At 59.5% G+C, this 18,110-nt stretch carries 13 protein-coding genes; 7 read left to right on the top strand and 6 right to left on the bottom strand.

Features of this window, described 5'->3' with window-relative positions; translation table 11 throughout:
• Window positions 1–20 precede the first annotated feature (20 nt).
• Together ACR1XU_RS19245 and ACR1XU_RS19240 are read right to left on the bottom strand one after the other, a co-directional pair.
• A complete protein-coding gene (locus ACR1XU_RS19245) occupies window positions 21–1,040 on the bottom strand; it encodes a TRAP transporter substrate-binding protein (protein WP_170616005.1) in 1,020 nt (339 codons plus the stop codon).
• 40 nt (window positions 1,041–1,080) lie between these two features.
• Window positions 1,081–3,144 (bottom strand): 3-hydroxyacyl-CoA dehydrogenase NAD-binding domain-containing protein, encoded by a 2,064-nt coding sequence (locus ACR1XU_RS19240; protein WP_480908877.1) that lies wholly within the window; start codon window positions 3,142–3,144, stop codon window positions 1,081–1,083.
• 102 nt (window positions 3,145–3,246) lie between these two features.
• Here ACR1XU_RS19240 and paaG point away from each other — a divergent pair, with 102 nt between their 5' ends.
• From paaG to ACR1XU_RS19220, 4 genes are read left to right on the top strand one after another with little or no spacing between them, the layout of a single operon-like run.
• The gene (gene paaG / locus ACR1XU_RS19235; RefSeq protein WP_480908878.1) at window positions 3,247–4,032 is read left to right on the top strand and encodes a 2-(1,2-epoxy-1,2-dihydrophenyl)acetyl-CoA isomerase PaaG; all 786 of its coding nucleotides are present in this window, start codon (window positions 3,247–3,249) and stop codon (window positions 4,030–4,032) included.
• A 2-nt stretch (window positions 4,033–4,034) separates the two neighbouring features.
• Window positions 4,035–4,460, top strand: coding sequence for a hydroxyphenylacetyl-CoA thioesterase PaaI (gene paaI / locus ACR1XU_RS19230; protein WP_480908879.1), 426 nt, complete (start codon window positions 4,035–4,037; stop codon window positions 4,458–4,460).
• Window positions 4,461–4,483: 23 nt separating this feature from the next.
• Window positions 4,484–5,794: a phenylacetate--CoA ligase PaaK gene (paaK, locus tag ACR1XU_RS19225; protein WP_170615997.1), complete on the top strand. Its 1,311-nt coding sequence runs from the start codon at window positions 4,484–4,486 to the stop codon at window positions 5,792–5,794.
• 3 nt (window positions 5,795–5,797) lie between these two features.
• Window positions 5,798–6,394, top strand: a complete 597-nt coding sequence (locus ACR1XU_RS19220) for a TetR/AcrR family transcriptional regulator (RefSeq protein WP_480908880.1) — start codon at window positions 5,798–5,800, stop codon at window positions 6,392–6,394.
• Between the two features lie 11 nt (window positions 6,395–6,405).
• On the opposite strand, the gene ACR1XU_RS19215 is transcribed toward ACR1XU_RS19220, so the two are convergent.
• From ACR1XU_RS19215 to betB, 4 genes are all read right to left on the bottom strand, one after another.
• Window positions 6,406–8,439, bottom strand: coding sequence for a cytochrome c3 family protein (locus tag ACR1XU_RS19215; protein WP_480908881.1), 2,034 nt, complete (start codon window positions 8,437–8,439; stop codon window positions 6,406–6,408).
• A gap of 26 nt (window positions 8,440–8,465) precedes the next feature.
• Window positions 8,466–9,710, bottom strand: a complete 1,245-nt coding sequence (locus ACR1XU_RS19210; RefSeq protein WP_480908882.1) for a DUF3179 domain-containing (seleno)protein — start codon at window positions 9,708–9,710, stop codon at window positions 8,466–8,468.
• Between the two features lie 32 nt (window positions 9,711–9,742).
• On the bottom strand, window positions 9,743–11,410 hold the full coding sequence (locus ACR1XU_RS19205; protein WP_480908883.1) for a sulfatase-like hydrolase/transferase: 1,668 nt from the start codon (window positions 11,408–11,410) through the stop codon (window positions 9,743–9,745).
• Between the two features lie 551 nt (window positions 11,411–11,961).
• Window positions 11,962–13,413, bottom strand: a complete 1,452-nt coding sequence (gene betB / locus ACR1XU_RS19200; RefSeq protein WP_480908884.1) for a betaine-aldehyde dehydrogenase — start codon at window positions 13,411–13,413, stop codon at window positions 11,962–11,964.
• Between the two features lie 1,171 nt (window positions 13,414–14,584).
• Here betB and ACR1XU_RS19195 point away from each other — a divergent pair.
• From ACR1XU_RS19195 to ACR1XU_RS19185, 3 genes are all read left to right on the top strand, one after another.
• A complete protein-coding gene (locus ACR1XU_RS19195; protein ID WP_480908885.1) occupies window positions 14,585–14,863 on the top strand; it encodes a hypothetical protein in 279 nt (92 codons plus the stop codon).
• 144 nt (window positions 14,864–15,007) lie between these two features.
• Window positions 15,008–16,957, top strand: a complete 1,950-nt coding sequence (locus ACR1XU_RS19190) for a S8 family peptidase (RefSeq protein ID WP_480915650.1) — start codon at window positions 15,008–15,010, stop codon at window positions 16,955–16,957.
• Between the two features lie 73 nt (window positions 16,958–17,030).
• Window positions 17,031–18,110, top strand: a complete 1,080-nt coding sequence (locus ACR1XU_RS19185; protein ID WP_480909527.1) for a phosphotransferase family protein — start codon at window positions 17,031–17,033, stop codon at window positions 18,108–18,110.

The raw sequence follows: 18,110 nt of genomic DNA, 5'->3' as shown, positions 1-18,110 counted from the left end.
ACCCCACCAGCCGGACAGCCTTACTGAGCCGCCATTTCTTGCACGATCAGGTCATAGGTTGCCTGCGCGTCGATACCGGTTTCATTGACTTCGCCAATCACCTTGCTTCGAACGTCGGCCGCAATCTGATTGAACTGTTCAAGATCTTCTGCGGACGCGGCGTTGATGCTGTTGCCATCCGCCGCCTCGGTCGCTTCGCGCCCAATGGCGTCGATCTGGTCCCAGATCTTGCCGATCTCACGGCTCAGCGGCTCGCCAAAGACTTTCTCTTCCAGTGCCTTCTGCAGATCTTCGGGCAAGTCGGCAAACGTATCTTCGTTCATAATGAACGCAAACGAGCCGCGATAGAGCCCGCCGGGCACTTCGTAAACGTTCTGTGCGACCTCGGTCAGCTTGAAGCCCTTGCGGGATTCAAACGGCATGACCACGCCATCCGCCGCTTTGGACGCGAGCGTTTCATAGACCTTGGGGGCCGGAACCTGAATGCCGGTTGCGCCCAGCGCCGTTCCAACGTCGCCACCCACACCACCGGGGATACGTACCTTCAGCCCCGAGACCTGATCCAGCGATGTCACCGGAGCGCTTGAATGCAGCTGCGCCGGACCGTGCGTGTGCAGCGCGATCAGCTTGACCCCGCGATGCTCGTCGGCCGCTTTCAGGTACTTCTCATAGGCGCGCCAATAGGCGACCGATGCGGCCTCGGCCGATCCTTCGTACCCGGGCAGTTCGATCATCTTTGTAGTGACGAAGCGACCCGGCTGGTAGCCGTGGAAAATGATCGAGGCATCTGCTGCGCCATCCATGATCAGGTCCATTTGCGCGGGCGGAGGTGCAAGGCCAAGTTTCAGCTCGGCGGTGACTTTACCATCCGTGGCTTCTTCGACCATTTCGGTGAATTTCGGCCACATCATTGCGTTGATGCCATGGGTCGGCGGGGCCCAGCTGGAAATGGTCAGCGTGTAATCCGCCGCCAGCGCCACAGTACCCGAAACGGCCAGCGCGGCCGAGGCAAGAAGGGTACTCAACTTAGTGAACTTCATGGATCTGTCTCCTCCCAGTGAAACATGAGTTAAGAATGCGTTAATGGTCCTTTTTGTAACCATCAACGGGTTTAGAGCTTTCGGGCACCGCCGCCAACTTCCAGGACGCGGGGCTTTCGGACGCCACCAACTGCATGGCTTCCAACGTTTTTTTCCATCCCACCTCAGTCGCGTATTGCATCGGGCCGCCGCGCCAGCGTGGGAAACCATAGCCATGGATCTGAACCATATCGACGGCATCCGTGGTTTCGGCGATACCTTCCCTGACAATCAGCGCCCCTTCGTTGGCGAGAACGGCCAGAATACGGGAGGTGATTTCCTCAGCCGAAAACTCCCGGCGTGTAATGCCCTGCTCGGCAGAATATGTTTTGATCAGCGCCTCGACCTCGGGGTCGCGGATCGGTGCGCGGTTGCCGTCTTCGTAACGATACCAGCCTTTACCGCTGCGCTGCCCAAAACGCTCCAACACGCAAAGCTGATCGGCGATGGTGACGTACCGCTCCTGCGGATCACGCGTGACCGCGTTGCGTTTTCTGTTGGCCCAGGCGATCTGCAACCCGGTCAGGTCTTGCAATTCATATGGCCCCATCGGCATTCCAAAAGCGCGCATCGCGGCGTCAATCTGATACGGCATGGCACCATCGGCCAGCAGGTAATCCGCCTCGCGCCTGTATGCGGCCAGCATTCGGTTGCCGATAAATCCGTCACATATTCCCGACAGGACCGGAACCTTGCGCAACGTCTTGCCCAAAGTAAAACCTGTCGCGATCACCTCGGCACTGGTGTGAGGGGTTTTCACGATCTCAAGCAGTTTCATGACATGCGCCGGGCTGAAGAAATGCAGCCCCAGACAACGGGCGGGATTTTGCACCCCTTCGAATATGTCGACAGGATCAAGATAAGACGTGTTGGTGGCCAGAATGGCGTCCGGCTTCATGTGGGCGGAAAGGTCTGCAAAAACCGCGCGCTTGACGCTCAGATCCTCGAATACCGCCTCGATCGCCAAATCTGCGTCTGCGGCTCCAGAATAATCGTCCACGGCGCTGAAGGCTGACAACCGATCCTGCATCTGTGCTTCGGTCATTCTGCCGCGCTTTACCGCCCCGTTCAAAAGCTCGGAAACACGCGCCTCGGCCGCTGTCGCCGCCTCGGCATCACGTTCGATCAGGGTTACAGCAAGACCACCGTTCAGCGCGGCCGTGGCGATCCCGGCCCCCATAAGCCCGCCGCCGACCACAGCGATTCTGTTAACCGCGCGGGGTGAGGCACCCTGAATTGCCGATGGCTTGGTCACCGTCCGCTCCGCAAAAAAAGCATGACGCAATGCACGGCTTTCCGGGGTTTGTCTCAGCTCCAGGTGACGCGCCCGCTCTTTCGGCTGGCCTTTTGAAAATGGTTCCAGCGCCCATGACAGCGCCGTCAGGTTCTCCAGCGGGGATTGCTGACCTTTGGCACGTTTTTTTAGCGCCTCTCGCGACACTTCAAAAAGATCGGGCGCAATGTCTTGCACTTTCCGCTGACTGACGGGTACAGGCCGCGCAGGGATATCCGCGACAAACTCTCTGACCGCCAGGTCGATGTTTTCAGCGACCAGATCGACACCCCCAAGCTCTTGCAGGGCTTCGGCTGTCAGCAGCTTTCCCGAACAGGCCATGTCGATGGCAACGTCCATCCCTGCAAGGCGTGGCAACCGTTGCGTGCCTCCGGCACCGGGGATCAGCCCTACATTAACCTCGGGCAGCCCAAACCGTGTGCCCGGCGCAGCGATCCGCCAAGCACAGCCCATGGCAATCTCGAAGCCACCGCCCAACACGTTGCCATGCAACTGGGCAACAAACGGAACCGGGCTTTCCTCGATCATCTGCACGACATCAGGTAGGTGAGGCTCAACGGGCGCGCTGTCGAACTCTGACATGTCGCCACCGGCAATGAAGGTCGAACCGGCGCAGCGCAGAACGGCAACCCGGGCATCCTTGGCGGCTTCAACCGCATCCGCCAGCCCCTGGCGCACCTGCAACGACGTCGCATTCACCGGCGGATTGTTCACCGTGACCCAGGCGATGTCGCCTTCCAGATCCACCTTGACCAGCGGGGATTGCGTCATGCCGGCTCCCAGTTCGGTTCAGATTCGCAACTCGGTTATTTATTGACCAACCGTTCGGTTAATGCAATATGGAACTTGCCGGATTTCAAACACGAGGTCGCCATGAGCGATACCATTATTGCCATAAGTCACGGAAATTGGGTCGAAATCACCCTGAATCGCCCGGACAAACTGAATTCCTTCAACGAGGAGATGCACCTTGCCCTGCGTTCCGCGCTGGAAAAAGCGCGCGACGACGGAGCGCGGGCCATCTTGCTGACCGGCGCCGGGCGCGGTTTTTGTGCAGGGCAGGATCTTGGCGACCGGGACCCTTCGAAGATGGATGGGCCGCCCGATCTTGGGCACACTGTGCGCACCTTCTACGCGCCGCTTGTTCGGCTGATCCGGTCGCTCAACTTTCCGGTCATCTGCGCGGTGAACGGTGTTGCCGCCGGCGCGGGCGCAAACCTTGCATTGGCCTGTGACATGGTCCTGGCGGGCGAGAGCGCAAAGTTCATCCAGAGCTTTTCCAAGGTGGGGCTGATACCCGATACCGGCGGAAGCTGGCACCTGCCCCGGTTGCTGGGTGAAGCGCGGGCCAAGGGCCTGGCCCTGACAGCGCAACCCCTGCCTGCCGCGCAAGCCGCCGAATGGGGGCTGATCTGGAAAGCGGTGCCGGACGATCAACTGATGTCCGAGGCCCGCGCGCTGGCTGAACAGTTCGCAAATGGCCCGACGCTGGGCTACGGGCTGACAAAAGAATGCATTCACGCCGCAGCCAAAAACACCCTTTCCGATCAGCTGGATCTGGAGGCGCAAGCCATGAAAACCTGCGGTCAGAGCGCGGACTATGCCGAGGGCGTCGCCAGCTTTCTGGAAAAGCGCAAACCGAATTTTCAGGGCAGGTAAGCATGAACGCGAAAGAACGGGCAGAAAAATCAGCGGCCGCCATGTGGGCCAACGATCAGGCAAGCAAGTGGTTCGATATGGAAATCCTTGAGGTCGATGAAGGCCGCGCCGTGCTGACACTGACCGTCGCGGCCCACCATTGCAACGGTGTGGGTATCTGCCACGGCGGAGTCAGCCACGCCCTTGCCGACAGCGCCTTTGCGTTTGCCTGCAACAGCAGAAACACCGTCACCGTGGCGCAGCATACGGTGATGAGTTATCTCGCCCCCGGCCAGTTGGGCGACAGCCTGACCGCCACGGCGACCGAAATAACCCTGACCGGGCGGAGCGGCATCTACGACGTCCGCGTCACCAATCAGGACAACAAACTGATCGCCGAGTTTCGCGGCATGTCCCGCACGATCAACGGCCAGTTGTTCAAAGAATAACTTCGCGTTTGGAGGAGACCGCGATGGAAGATCTTAGCCCCAACAAAGCTGACCTGGACCCGATTGAAATCGCATCGATCGATGAGATACGGGCTCTGCAACTGGACCGCCTGAAATGGTCGGTGCGTCACGCTTATGAAAACGTGCCGATGTACAGGTCGCGTTTCGATGAGGCCGGCGTTCATCCTGACGACCTGCAAAGCCTGTCTGATCTGGCAAAGTTCCCGTTCACCTACAAGAACGACCTGCGGGATAACTACCCATTCGGGCTTTTTGCCGTTCCACGCCGCGAAATCGTGCGCATTCATGCGTCTTCAGGAACCACGGGCAAGCCGACCGTTGTTGGCTATACGCAAAACGACATCGACAACTGGGCCGATCTGGTCGCCCGTTCAATCCGCGCCAGCGGGTTGCGCAAGGGTGACATGATGCATGTGGCCTATGGGTATGGCCTGTTCACCGGCGGTCTGGGCGCACATTACGGGGCCGAACGGCTTGGCTGCACGGTCATACCGATGTCGGGCGGACAGACGGAAAAGCAGGTCGGCCTAATCACCGATTTCCGTCCGGACGGGATCATGGTGACGCCGTCCTACATGCTCAACATTCTCGAACAGTTTCACAAGGCCGGGCTTGATCCGCGCGAAAGCTCACTCAAGGTTGGCATCTTTGGCGCCGAGCCATGGACCGACGCCATGCGCAAAGAGGTCGAAGCCGCCTTTGACATGCATGCGGTCGACATCTACGGCCTGTCGGAAATCATGGGGCCGGGTGTCGCCAACGAATGCGTCGAAACCAAGGACGGTCCGGTGATCTGGGAGGACCACTTCCTGCCCGAAATCATCGACCCGGAATCAGGGGAGGTTCTGCCGGACGGGGAAATGGGCGAACTGGTCTTCACCACGCTCACCAAGGAAGGCCTGCCGATGATCCGCTACCGCACCCGCGACCTGACGCGTCTGCTGCCGGGAACCGCCCGGTCGATGCGCCGGATGGCCAAGATCACCGGGCGCAGCGACGACATGATCATCCTCCGCGGCGTCAATGTCTTTCCCAGCCAGATCGAAGAACAGGTCATGGCGACCGGCGGACTGGCACCCTATTACCAGATCGAGCTTTACAAGTCGGGCCGCATGGACGCAATGCGGGTGCTGGTCGAGGCCAATCCGGATTCGACCGATGAGTTGTCCAAAACCGCGGCGGCGCGCATGCTGACCAAGCGGATCAAGGACATCGTTGGTGTTTCAACCGAGATTATTGTAGAGGACCCCGGACAGGTTGAACGCTCGCAAGGCAAAGCCAAACGGGTCGTCGACAACCGCGATAAGGAGTAGACCTTGGCCCGTACCATCGCCAAAGATCACGATCAGAAACGTGCTCAAATCCTGAAATCGGCGGCACGGGTATTTGCCAATGAAGGGTTCGACCGTGCCTCGATGTCCTTGCTGGCCAAGGAGTGCGGGATATCAAAAGCCAATATCTACCACTACTACGACAGCAAGGATGCCATCCTGTATGACATCCTTGAAACCTACCTGCGCGATCTGCGCGACAGGATTTGCGGCATCAACACGGATGGCCTGACGGCTGAACAGAAGTTGCGGGCCGCGATAAAAGAAATCCTGTTCGCCTATCAGGGCGCGGATGATGAACATCGCGTTCAGATCAGCGGCATGTCCGCACTGCCCGACGAGCAGCAAAAGGTCCTGCGCGGCTATCAGCGGGATCTGGTCAATTTCGTCAGCGACATCCTGAAAGAACTGGCTCCGGGTGTTCTTGGAACAGACAAGAACAAGCTGCGCGCCGCGACCATGTCCGTTTTCGGCATGTTGAACTGGTATTACATGTGGAACACTGGTGCAGGGTCAAAAGCGCGCGAAGATTACTCGGACGTGGTCAGCACACTGACCCTTCACGGAATTCAGAACCTGTAGAAGGCGTGTGTCTATTGGGCCAGGACCGAGGCGCGCAACTCGTTTAGGGCCTGACTGTCCGGCACTTTGCTCAGGGCCTCCTCCAGAATGGCCAGCGTCGCCTCGCGCCCGTCGACTGCTGCGGCAATCCGGACCAGCATGACCCAGGCTTCTTCGCGTTGCGGATCCATGCGCACCACCTCGCGAAAGGCGCGTTTTGCTGCGGGAATATTTCTGAAGGTCAGCGCCATTCCACCCAGTACCAGATGGGTTTCCGGGAAGTCCGACCGCGCCCGCAGCGAGGCCCGCCACTCGGACATCGCCTGCTGCAACTTGTCCTGCTGCTGCTCCGGAAGACCGGCGGCAGGAAAATCCAGCATGGCCTTCGCAGCCTCGATCCGCACCATCCTTTCCGGGTCGTCGAGCAGTTCGTTTAGCCTGTCCGCCTGCAACCGGGGCGGCGCAGCCCTTTGAATTGCGATGGCCGTCGCCCTTATCAGCGGATCATCATGCGCCAACAGAGGTGCCATATCCTCGGCGGTAGTCTCATCCGCGACCTGAGACAACAGCCATAGGGCTGTTGCCCGGACCAGGCCCGCCTGACTGTCATCAAGCGCCAGAGAGTTCAGGTCCGGCTTGGCGCCCACTGGATCAGACCGCCCGGCCGCCAGCGTGACGCCGTAATGCGGGCGCGCTGCTGCATTCGGATGGTGTTTTTCTATCTCCGCCGCCGCCCATTCTGCCGACCGATCCGCGTGGCAGTCGGTACAGGCATCCGGTGCACCGGTTACGTCCGCCAGATCCGGCCTTGGGATACGAAAGCTGTGGTCCCTACGACCGTCTGTCCCCATATAGACACGCTCGATCATATGGCAGTTTTTGCACTGCGCGCCCTCGGACCCCGCTTCATGGAAATGATGCGAAGGATCATCGTAGAGCTTTAGCGGCAAAGACGTGAAATCGGGATTGCCTGCCGGGGAATGGCATTGCGTGCAGACGCCGTTTCCGTCTGCCTTCAATTCGGCGCTGTGGGCGTCGTGGCAATTCAGGCAAGTCACGCCCTTTGAATACATCCTGGATTGAAGAAACGACCCGTAGACATAGACCTCGTCCAAAATCTGCCCATCGGCGTGGTATAGGCCGGGGCGCAGCAATGACAGGTTGTTAGCCTCATGAAAACTGGTTCCGGGCATTGGGTTTCCCTCGCCAAACGGCTCACGTCGGGAATGGCAGGTCGCACATTGCTGTATCGCAGCCTCAGCCCCTGCCCCGGCGAAATCCATCGCAAATCCGTATCCCGCGGGCGCGGGCACCGATGAGGTTCCGGCAGATTCCGCCCAGTCGACATGCGCCGAACCGGGGCCGTGGCAGGCTTCGCATCCGACCCCCGTTTCGACCTGAACCGAAGCATAGGCCTGACGGCGTTCGTCATAGCGCTTTTCGAAACCGGTCGCATGGCACTCCGCGCAGCGGGCATTCCAGTTCTTGTATGGTCCGGTCCAGTGCAACCCGTCATCCGGCGGCAATGTCTGGTCGGGGTACAAGTGGTACCAACGACCGTTTTCGACATCCCAAACGACATCAAAGCTTTGCAATCGGCCCGGCTCGGTTTCGATCAGATACTGTTGCAGCGGCGCGACCCCGACAACGGAATGGACGGAATAGTCTTTCACCGTGCCGTCGGTCTCGGTCAGGTGAATGCGGTAGTTTCCGTTGTCGACTGAGAACTCGTATTGCACCCCGTCGTGCTCGAACCGGGTTCCGTCAAAGTCGGCCAGGACGGTATCCGGCGCGGGGCTGGTCCAGGCAAGCGCGTGATGCGACCCCATCCAGGCGTCGGTGGCATCCTGATGGCAGCCCGTACACTGCTCCGATCCGACATAGTGCTGGTCCGTGTTCTCCGACTGTATCTCTTGTCCCCTGACGGCAGCGGCAAGGTACGCCCAAGTTGCCAGAGCAAGGATCAGTACAACACCGAAATCCGAAATCCTGCCCGAGCAACCGGGCAGGTCAATGCGCCGGGGAACCGCCCAGCGAGGCTTCCAAAAACAAGTGTGCCGTCGCAATTGGAATGCTCCCCGGGCCCGTCGGATCACGCGGCGGTCTCTCCAACCACGTCTTCACCACCTTCTACACGATTGATTTCGGTGTTTGGAAAAAACTCGGACCAAACATGCCAGAACACGCCGGCCCGCAGCGTCTCGACCCTCTGCAACTGGCCCTGATCCGAAACACCCCAGAAATCGCATCGGGTCACGGGCTGGCCGCTGTCGTTGTACCACACACCCAAACTCTCATAACGAGGGTCCAGACTGACAACGACGTCGCGCCCGCCAACCCGCGCGTTCACGATCCAGTCATTCTCGACAATGAAATCGTCGGTCCAGCAGGCCGCCTCATCCCCGATTGTGATCCCCCAGACATAGGTCTTGTTCGGCAGCCGATTGTCCGAGCGGTCCATGTTGTCCATCACCGGCGCATCTTCCTGGTGCTGGCGTGAAATACCCCAGCCAAAAGTGATCTCCGTCACCATGTCCAGAAGGCGCAGCAGCGGGTTCGAAGAGGGTTTGTTCAGGTAAACCTCGCCGTCGGGAAAGGCCTTCTGAAACCCGCGAAACGTCATCCGAAACGTGGGCCATGGCTTCATCCGAGCTTCCGGCCGCAGGGGGCAGGCAGGTCCGTCCGCATTCGGGTCGCGATCCGCTTCGCGGAAGCCGTAGATATGCTGAATCGGCTCGCCGGTATCATTGTCACGCAGGATCAGGTTGTTGCCGTGCTGGGCCAGAACCTCGAGGTTCAGCCGCTTGCCTTCGATGGCCGGCGAATATCCCTGACCGAGATTGGCCATGGCACAGTAGGTCATCACGACGTCTTCGCCGCCCAGACCTTTTTCATTGCCCGCCAGATGCGGGCGCATAATCTGGGCATCCGGATGGGCGCGGGCGTGCCCATTGTTTTCGATCACGATAACCGGCGCAGTCGACCCGACGTATTTCCGCGCTTCGCTGATCGGAAAATACTGCGCCGTGTTAAGCTGGTTCCGCAAACCCAGATGCACCCAGACATAGGGAAACCCGTACAGAAATATCACCAGCAGCGCGGCGACAAACCAAAGCCAGAACGGACCACCGCCAAACAGGAAATGCGCCAGAGTTGAAACGGCAAACCCACTCAGCCCAATGCCGATGAGGCGGTATTCGTTTCGGATGAACCGCACCATATTTTCGCGCTTCACCTTCAGCAGCATCTGCGAGATGTCGCCAAGATCGCGGAAATAGACAAAGCCGATCCCAAGCGAGGCGATCAGGCCAACAGCGAAGAGTATGTTTCCGACCATCTGCACCTCGTGATCCTGTTCCGGTTTTTGCGTTATTGCTGCGCAGAGGCGCGTTTGGTCATGAACGCATCTACGGCCTGTTGCGTTTCGGGGCGTATGTTCTCGATCCCTTCATAGGGCACACCGTAGGCAGGCGTTGTATCGGGATATTTCTCTTTTCTTGCCATGTGACGCCCCAGAATCCGCGCGAACTCCTGACCGCCCCAGGCGCCAACCTCGGTCGAGACCGAGTATTCTTCGCGTGTGTCCCGGTAGAGATCAAAGAACTTAGCAAGAATCGCACTTTCCCCGGGCCCCGGCAGTTTCAGCTTAAGCTGGTCTTTCACAACGGCCTCAGGCTTGTTGACCGAATAAATGATGACATGATCGCGCCGCGCCTTGGTTTCATCGGCAAACAACAGGGCGGCCGATTGGTCCACCCCGTCAACCAGACGATCTCGTGGGATATGCTGATCGGCCCCGGCGAACCGGGAGAGCGTTGTGTAAAGATCCGAGACGTGAATGATGCTGTTCAGCAGACCATCAGCCTCGATCATACCAGGCCAACGGATGAAGGCATCGACGCGGACACCGCCTTCGGTCGTGTCACCTTTGCCACCTGCATAGATCAACGGCGTAAAGCCGGATTGTGGAGCGTATTTTGTGAAGTGTCCGTTATCGCCCATCACTACGACAACGGTGTTGTCGGTCAGCTCAAGTTCATCCAAGCGGGCAAACAGATCGCCCAGCCACTGATCCAGCAGCTGCATCTTGTCGACATAAAGTCCCCCATTCACGCTTTCCGGTCCCGATCGTCCGGCACGGGTGTTGTCCAGCGGGATCATCGGCCAGTATTGCAGGAAGAACGGATGCTCACCGCCTGCAAGGCGATCCAGTTCCTCCAGCGTCTTGTCCTGGAACGCCTGGTTCATCTCGTCATATTTAGCGGCATTCCAGCGTTCACCGGTTTCCATGCGGATTTCACGGATTGGGCCGCCGGTTTCACCTTCGATCACGGTCATCATTGCAGCAGCATCCGGCCGGAACCAGCCGTCCAGCGTGTACTTGTCGTCGTAATCCCGGATCGCGACCGAAACCTGTTCCCTGATCGCGTCGTCGTTGAAAATGGTCAGCTGCCCCTGCTGGTGGATTGCGTGCTGAGCGTAATCAAATCCCTGGTTCATCGCCCAGCTTTCAGCGATGTCGCCCATATGCCACTTGCCCACATGACTGGTCGCATAGCCCGCCTGTTTTAGGACCTCGGCCAGCGTGACTTCGTTCTCCGGCAGGCCAAAACCTGCGATATCGACTGTCGTGTCGCCCATGCCCATCCGCACCGGCAACCGCCCAGTCATCTGCGCCACCCGCGTCGGCGTACAAGAGGGTTCGGTATACATGCGTACCATTCGCATGGCCTGATCCGAGAAATCGTTGATATTCGGCGTTTCATAACCCCGCACGGCGTTCAGCTCGGGTATTCCCATGTCGCCAAAACCCATATCGTCGATCAGCACACTGACGATGTTCGGTGGGTTGCCTCCGTTGCCGTCCCGAAATGCGGCCAGAGCGTCGTTGACCGCAGCGTCATCCTGTGCCCATTGGTCTTCATGCTGGGACTGAAGAATGTAAAACTCGGCATCGTGTATGATCGGAGCATCCTGCGCAAATCCAGGCGACGCGAAAAGAACTGCCGTCAGCACCCGATAGCAAAACTGTTTCATACACTTCCCCCCAGATAGACATTTTACCGGCTGAACGCCGGATGTTTCACATCGATACATTGCGATACTAAATGTGAACTTCCCACGCGCGCAACCTTCCGGGCAAAACGTCATGGGCGGAATCGCCTGGGCTCAGCAAGCTTGGCCCGGTTTTCGGAGCCGCAACCCAAAGCCCACAATGGCACAATCTTCAGAATGGGCGATGAGCGGGTCGACTAATTTCCGATGGCTTGTGGTATGATATGCTCACGGGTCGGCGACCTTGATTGCCGCGGCAAAACCACCTCAATCGTACTCGAAAAATTTCAGGAGTTAAGACTTGGGTAGAAGCCAACTACGCTTGTTCGGGCGCTGCCCCGCAAGGCTTGCGTACACGCGACCGTCCGGCCATCAAACCGTCACCGTGGCGCATTTCGACCTCGTGCATTGACAGGCCCAACTGCATTGGCCCCATAAAACCACTCGCCGAAACGAAAAAACAAAAGCCGGATCGGCCAAAAGGCAATCATGCCAATGGCCGAACCGGCATCCTTTTGCACCGTTGTCGTGCTTTAGTATGGCGCCTCCAGCGGCGTCATGCGGACATAGACGGATTTGAGCTGGCTGTAATGTTCGATCGCAGCCTTGGAGTTCTCGCGCCCGACCCCCGATTGCTTGACGCCACCAAACGGCGCTTCGACCGGCGCATCATTGTACGAGTTGATAAAGCAGCTTCCGGCATCCAGTTGCGCGATGACCCTGTGCCCACGTTTCAGATCGCTGGTGAACACACCGGCGGCCAAACCGAAATCGGTGGCATTGGCGCGCGTGATCACCTCTTCCTCGGTTTCGAAGTCCAGCACGGCCATCACGGGACCAAAGATCTCTTCAACCGCGATCTTCATGTCGTCGGTAACGTCGGCGAAAACCGCAGGCGTCATCCAGTTGCCCGGACGTTCAATCCGTTCGCCGCCACAAACCAAGCGGGCCCCTTCGGATTTCCCTGCCTCGATATAGCTTTGGGCGATCTCCAACTGACGCGCGCTGACCAGCGGGCCAAAATTGGTGGCCTCATCCTGCGGGTCACCGATGATCGCGTTGGCAAGCCGCTCCTGCAGGCGGTTCAGAAACGCATCCTTGATGCCCTTCTGAACAAACACACGCGTCCCGTTCGAACACACCTGCCCCGAAGAATAGAAATTGCCAAGGATCGCGCCACTGACGGCGTCTTCCAGATCGGCATCGTCAAACACGATCATCGGAGACTTGCCGCCGAGCTCCATCGTGACATGTTTCATGCCCGCAGCCGCAGCAGCATAGACCTTTCGCCCGGTGGGCACCGAACCGGTCAGCGATACTTTGTCCACCCGGGGATCAGTGACAAGGGCCGCGCCGGTTTCACCCCGCCCCTGCAGCACGTTGAACAGACCCGGCGGCAGGCCTGCCTCGGACAGGATTTCAGCAACCTTGAGCGCGCAGAGCGGTGTTTCTTCAGAAGGCTTGAAAATCACGGCGTTGCCGCAGGCCAGTGCTGGCGCGGCTTTCCAGCACGCAATCTGCGTGGGGTAGTTCCAGGCACCGATGCCGACACACAGTCCCAGCGGTTCGCGCCGGGTGTAGACCCAGTCTTCGCCAAGCTGTATGTGCTCGCCGGTCAGGCTGCCTGCAAGACCGCCAAAATACTCCAACGCATCTGCGCCCGATGTTGCGTCCGCAACCAGGGTTTCCTGCAGTGGCTTGCCGGTATCATAGGTTTCCAGCACTGAAAGCTCATGGTTGCGTTCGCGCATGATGTCGGCGGCTCGGCGCAGGATGCGCCCGCGTTCGGTGCCGGACATGGCGGCCCAGGCTTTTTGCGCCGTCCGGGCCAGCGCGATCGTCTGATCGACGAGTTGGGGAGAGGCCTCGTGCAACCGCGCGATCACCTCTCCGGTTGCTGGGTAAATCACATCAAGGGATCGACCGTTTTCATCTTCAAGATAGGCGCCATTCACGTATTGGCTGGCCTGAGGCTGCGCGATCATGTTCTGAGGTCTCCGAAACATGGCTGATGGGTAGTCCGAAACTGTTTTTCTCCGGCGGGTTTGTATTGCGAACGCATGGTTCTGAGCAGACGGGCCAGCGCGGATCGAGCCGGCCATTTTATCTGTGGGGATGACCATGGTGGATTTTTATTGATCAGTCAATCAACTAACCGGATGATCCCATGCACACCGTCAGAGACCACGTTCGCAACTGTTTCCGACACCAGAATCCTGTTCGTAAAATCCCCAGTTGGAGAAGAGCCCTGACCGACCAGCTGGTGCGGGCCGCCCGAGGTCCTGTCGCCGCAAAATGGGGGAATCGATGGCGGACCGGTCGCCCCGGACCCAGCGCCGAAACGGGGATCCGAATTGGGGCGTTCGCAAGCACAACCCCGGCGGCAACCCAATCAGCCAGGCCAAATTGACCATCAACGCAATGTGCGCGAACGACCCGGTCTAACAAACCCGCTGCGTTGCAACCACTCCGGACAACCTCGGGATGTGCGCAGCTTATCAACCTTTTACACGAGACCGGACCGGAAAACCTCTTTCTGCAAACGCTGGATCATTGACACAGAACCGGGCTGGTGCACAGGCAAGCGGTCTATTCCGGCGCCCGGCGGACTCTGTTTAGAATTGAAAAAACCAGCCTAAAACGCTATTATGATCGCGTTTATACGAGTTATTGAATGTAGACGGCGGGCACCACTTTTTCTCCGCTCGGTGGCCTCAGAGCCATTGTTGCAAAGGATTGCGGCTTGAACTGCGGCTGGACCTGACCGAAGCATACAGCGCCCCTTCGACAGCAGGCTTTTCTGCCTCTGACGGAACGCCACCGCTTTCGGATAAAACACCAGACACGTGCCGTGGCATTAACAAGTTAGTCCGTATTCTTTTGACCTGATGCTTTGACGCCCGGGCGAGTTCGCATCTGCGCAGGTATTGAAAGCAACAGTCATGAGCACTCCCCGCTCGAATCTCCGACGAGAATTTGATATGGCTCCGTGTATTACGCCGGATCCCGTACGAACCGAGGTTGTGAAATGGCACTCCTTCACAATACAGGTGTTGAGAAGACCACAACGGATCGAACCGCCTGGATCCACCGGGGGCATATTCTGTCGCGAGACTATTCGTCAGACACCACCCACCCTTTGCAAAGGGTCCGGCCGTGAATATGCGCGTTATGGTCGAGATCACCGCGTCTGCACATTTCGATTTGCAGGATCCCGAAGCACTGGCCACTCAGATGAGAAAGCTGGGGTTCGAACTCGACCCGGATCTGGAACCTGTTCCGATGAACGAGACGGGCCACGGCGCACAACGGCAGCCGACCAGCGTGATACTCAGCGGAACCATAGCCGACGCGGAAGCTCTGGACGCACTCAAGCTACGACCGGACGTCATAAACATTTGGGGCGATACGCCAATTGCGCCTTTTGCCCCGTAGGCCGCGTTCAACCTGCTGAACCGGATTTCTTCCACCACTCAAACTCAACCAATCCCGAAATCTGTCGTGGCGACGTTCGCCGCGACCGACAACCTGCGCAACCAGTTTCCAGTTCACCAAATTTAACCCAATGGAGGTATAAAGATGGCTGCTAAAAAAACCACGCGTGGCAGGAAGTCCAACGGCGACAACGGCTCGCCCCCAAACGGGGTTCCCCAGCCCACTGACGGCAAGGGCCGGCTGAGCATACTGGTCGAAATGCGCTATACACCCGGCGGCTCCGGTCCCATGGCGATGTCCTCGGCCGAAAGTTTCTCGGGCGACGGCTTCGCTGTCGACAATGAATTCGAGCCCGTCAGCATGGGCGGCACCGGAAGCGCCGAATTTGCCGCTTCGGGTCAGGCCCCTGACGAAACCTTCGTGGTGCGCGGCACCGTTGCAAGCGAAGACGCAATGGCAGCCTTGCGCAACCGCCCCGAAGTGGCCGGTGTCTGGCGCGACGTCCCAATCGACGGCTTCCCCGTCGACAACCCGTACGGGCCGCAGACAAGCGGCGGCATGGCAGCATGCCCGATCCCGCCCTGCGACTGCAGCCCCGGCACGCCAAAGGGTAACATGGCCGACGTCGCCACCTATCTGGGCGTCGATCAGGTCTGGGCGGCGGGGTTCCGTGGAAACGGAATTGTTGTCGGCGTTTTGGACAGCGGCATCACCGCGCAAGGCCGACCGGTCAAGACCGGAGAGACCTCGCGTCGCATCCCGCGCGTAATCGGCGGATGGCCGTCAGACTGGGGCACCGAATCCGGCAAATGGGGCAATCACGGCAACATGTGCGCCACTGATGTTCTTGGCATGGCGCCCGAAGCCCAGCTTTACGATCTGCGGATTGCCGGATCTGGCGGCTCGCCCGGGACAATCAGCCGGGCATTGCAGGCGTTCAACTGGTCCATCAACCAGTTCCGAAGCAATGGCACTCCGCAAGTTCTGACAAACAGTTGGGGTATTTTCCAGGAAACATGGGATACCACCTATGCCCGCAACCCCAACCACCCGTTTACCCGCAAGGTGGTCGAGGCGATCAACGAAGGCATTCTCGTGCTCTTCGCCGCTGGTAACTGCGGAGATACCTGCCCCGACAACCGTTGCGGCGCCGATAACGGCCCGGGACGCAGCATCTGGGGTGCAAATGGCCACCCGCTGGTGATGACCGTCGGCGCGGTGAACAAGAACGAAGAGTTCATCGGATACAGCAGCCGCGGACCTGCCGCTCTGGATTCGAATAAGCCTGACTTCTGTTCCATCAGCCATTTCACGGGGTATTTCACAAGTGACTCCGGCACCTCGGCGGCGACGCCGATCCTTGCGGGTGCGGTGGCGTTGCTGAAGCAATCCCAACCCAGCGCAACGCAGGCACAGCTGAAATCCATACTGAAGGCAACGGCCAAGGATATCGGGGCCAGCGGCTTCGACCAGCATTCCGGATCCGGCATTGTCCAGATCAAGGCCGCATATGACCGGTTGCACCGGCCTGTCCGCAGAACGATCGTCGGACCCGCATGCCCGCGCAGAACGGTGGTTGGACCCCTTTGCCCGCGCCGGACCCTGACCGGGCCGTGGTGTCCGCGTCCGACAACCGTCGGGCCACGCTGCCCGCGCCGGACTTTGGTTGACCCATGGTGCCCGCGCCGGACCCTGGTCGGGCCGTGGTGCCCGCGTCCGACAACCGTCGGGCCGCGCTGCCCGCGCCGGACCTTCACCGGACCGTGGTGTCCACGCCCGACTTTCGCCGGATGCCCGCGCCCGACCCTGAGCGAGCCGAGATGTCCTCGGGTAACGCTGGTAGGCTGTCCGCGCCCGACACTGGCCGGATGTCCGCGTCCGACGCTCGCAGGCTGCCCACGTCCCACACTGGCTTGCTTCCGCGCTGGCGACGAGGATTACTATGACAGCGGCTGGGACGACGGATACGACGACTGGGACGACGGTTACGCGATGTACGAAGACGCCTATGACGATGAATGGGTGGATGAGTACGGCGCCGAGTCCGACGCCGACTATTGGGACGACGACTACGGCTATGATGACGAGTACTAAGTCATCCTGTCGGATGTAACGACCAAGCACCCTCGGGCCAACCGCCCGGGGGTGTTCCTGAGGGCCTTACGACATGACCAATGCAGCCATTCGTTCGAACTCAGAACCATCGCGCAGGCCGCGTGCGGAAGAACGGGTCGCTTCTGTTCTGCGCAGCCGTAACCTGATCCCCGCAACGCGGATCGTGCAACAGGGCATGCGCATCATGGCCACCCGGCGCGACCGCGCGACAACAGCCACTGTTCATCTGGGCGGACAGGGAATGTTTCTGGTCAAATTGGGCACCCGATCCGCCAGCAACTGGAACCGGCGTGAGATAACCTGCTATCAGGCGGTACAATCGCTCAGCCCCGGCATCGCGCCCTATCTGGCGCATTCCGATCCGGATCGAGGCATCCTGATCACCGAACTTCTGGACCCGGCCACAACCCTGCACGACTTCATGGGGCGCAACCCCTTGGATGACCCAGCCGTGCTTGATGGTCTGGCAAACGTGCTGGCCCGTCTGCATCAGGGACACGTAGATGACACGCACCTTCCCTCGGCTCGTCCCTGGGTGCTGGCCGAGGATTCCGGTGGGCTGCACGAACAGTTGCATCACCTCCTGCCCGATCCGGCTGCGCGTGCGGCGGTCATGGCCTGCATCAACCGCGCTCAGGCAAGATGGCGGGAAACCTGCCTCATCCATGGCGATCTCAAATGGGACAACTGCCTGCTGCAGTCCGGCCCGGATGGAACGGTGCAGATCCGGCTGGTCGATTGGGAACTGGCGGGTCTGGGCGATCCCGCCTGGGACGTCGCAACGGCCGTGCAGGAGTACCTTCAGCTGGCGCAACCGCCCGTCAGCCCGGACAATAAGCCACTGGCCTCTGTCCCTGAAAACGAAGCCTGCCGGGCTGCGGTCCATCTGTATTCAGCCTACACGCGCGCCACCGGCTCTTTAGGATCCGCAAATACGGATTTCCTGAAAAGATGCAGCCTCTACACCGGTATCCGACTTGTCCAGACCACTCTCGAGTTGCAATCGATGGAAGGCTCGGACGGGACGCGCGGTCAGGTAGCCTTGGCCATGGCGCTGAGGGTGTGCCAGACTCCGAATTGGCTTGAAACCCTTCTTCGGGACGGGCCGCGAATTGGAACAGGATCGGTATAG

The organism is Ruegeria sp. D1(2025) (assembly GCF_056536425.1).
The sequence above is the reverse complement of the archived record's forward strand: the minus strand, read 5'-3'. Positions and strand labels throughout refer to the sequence as shown.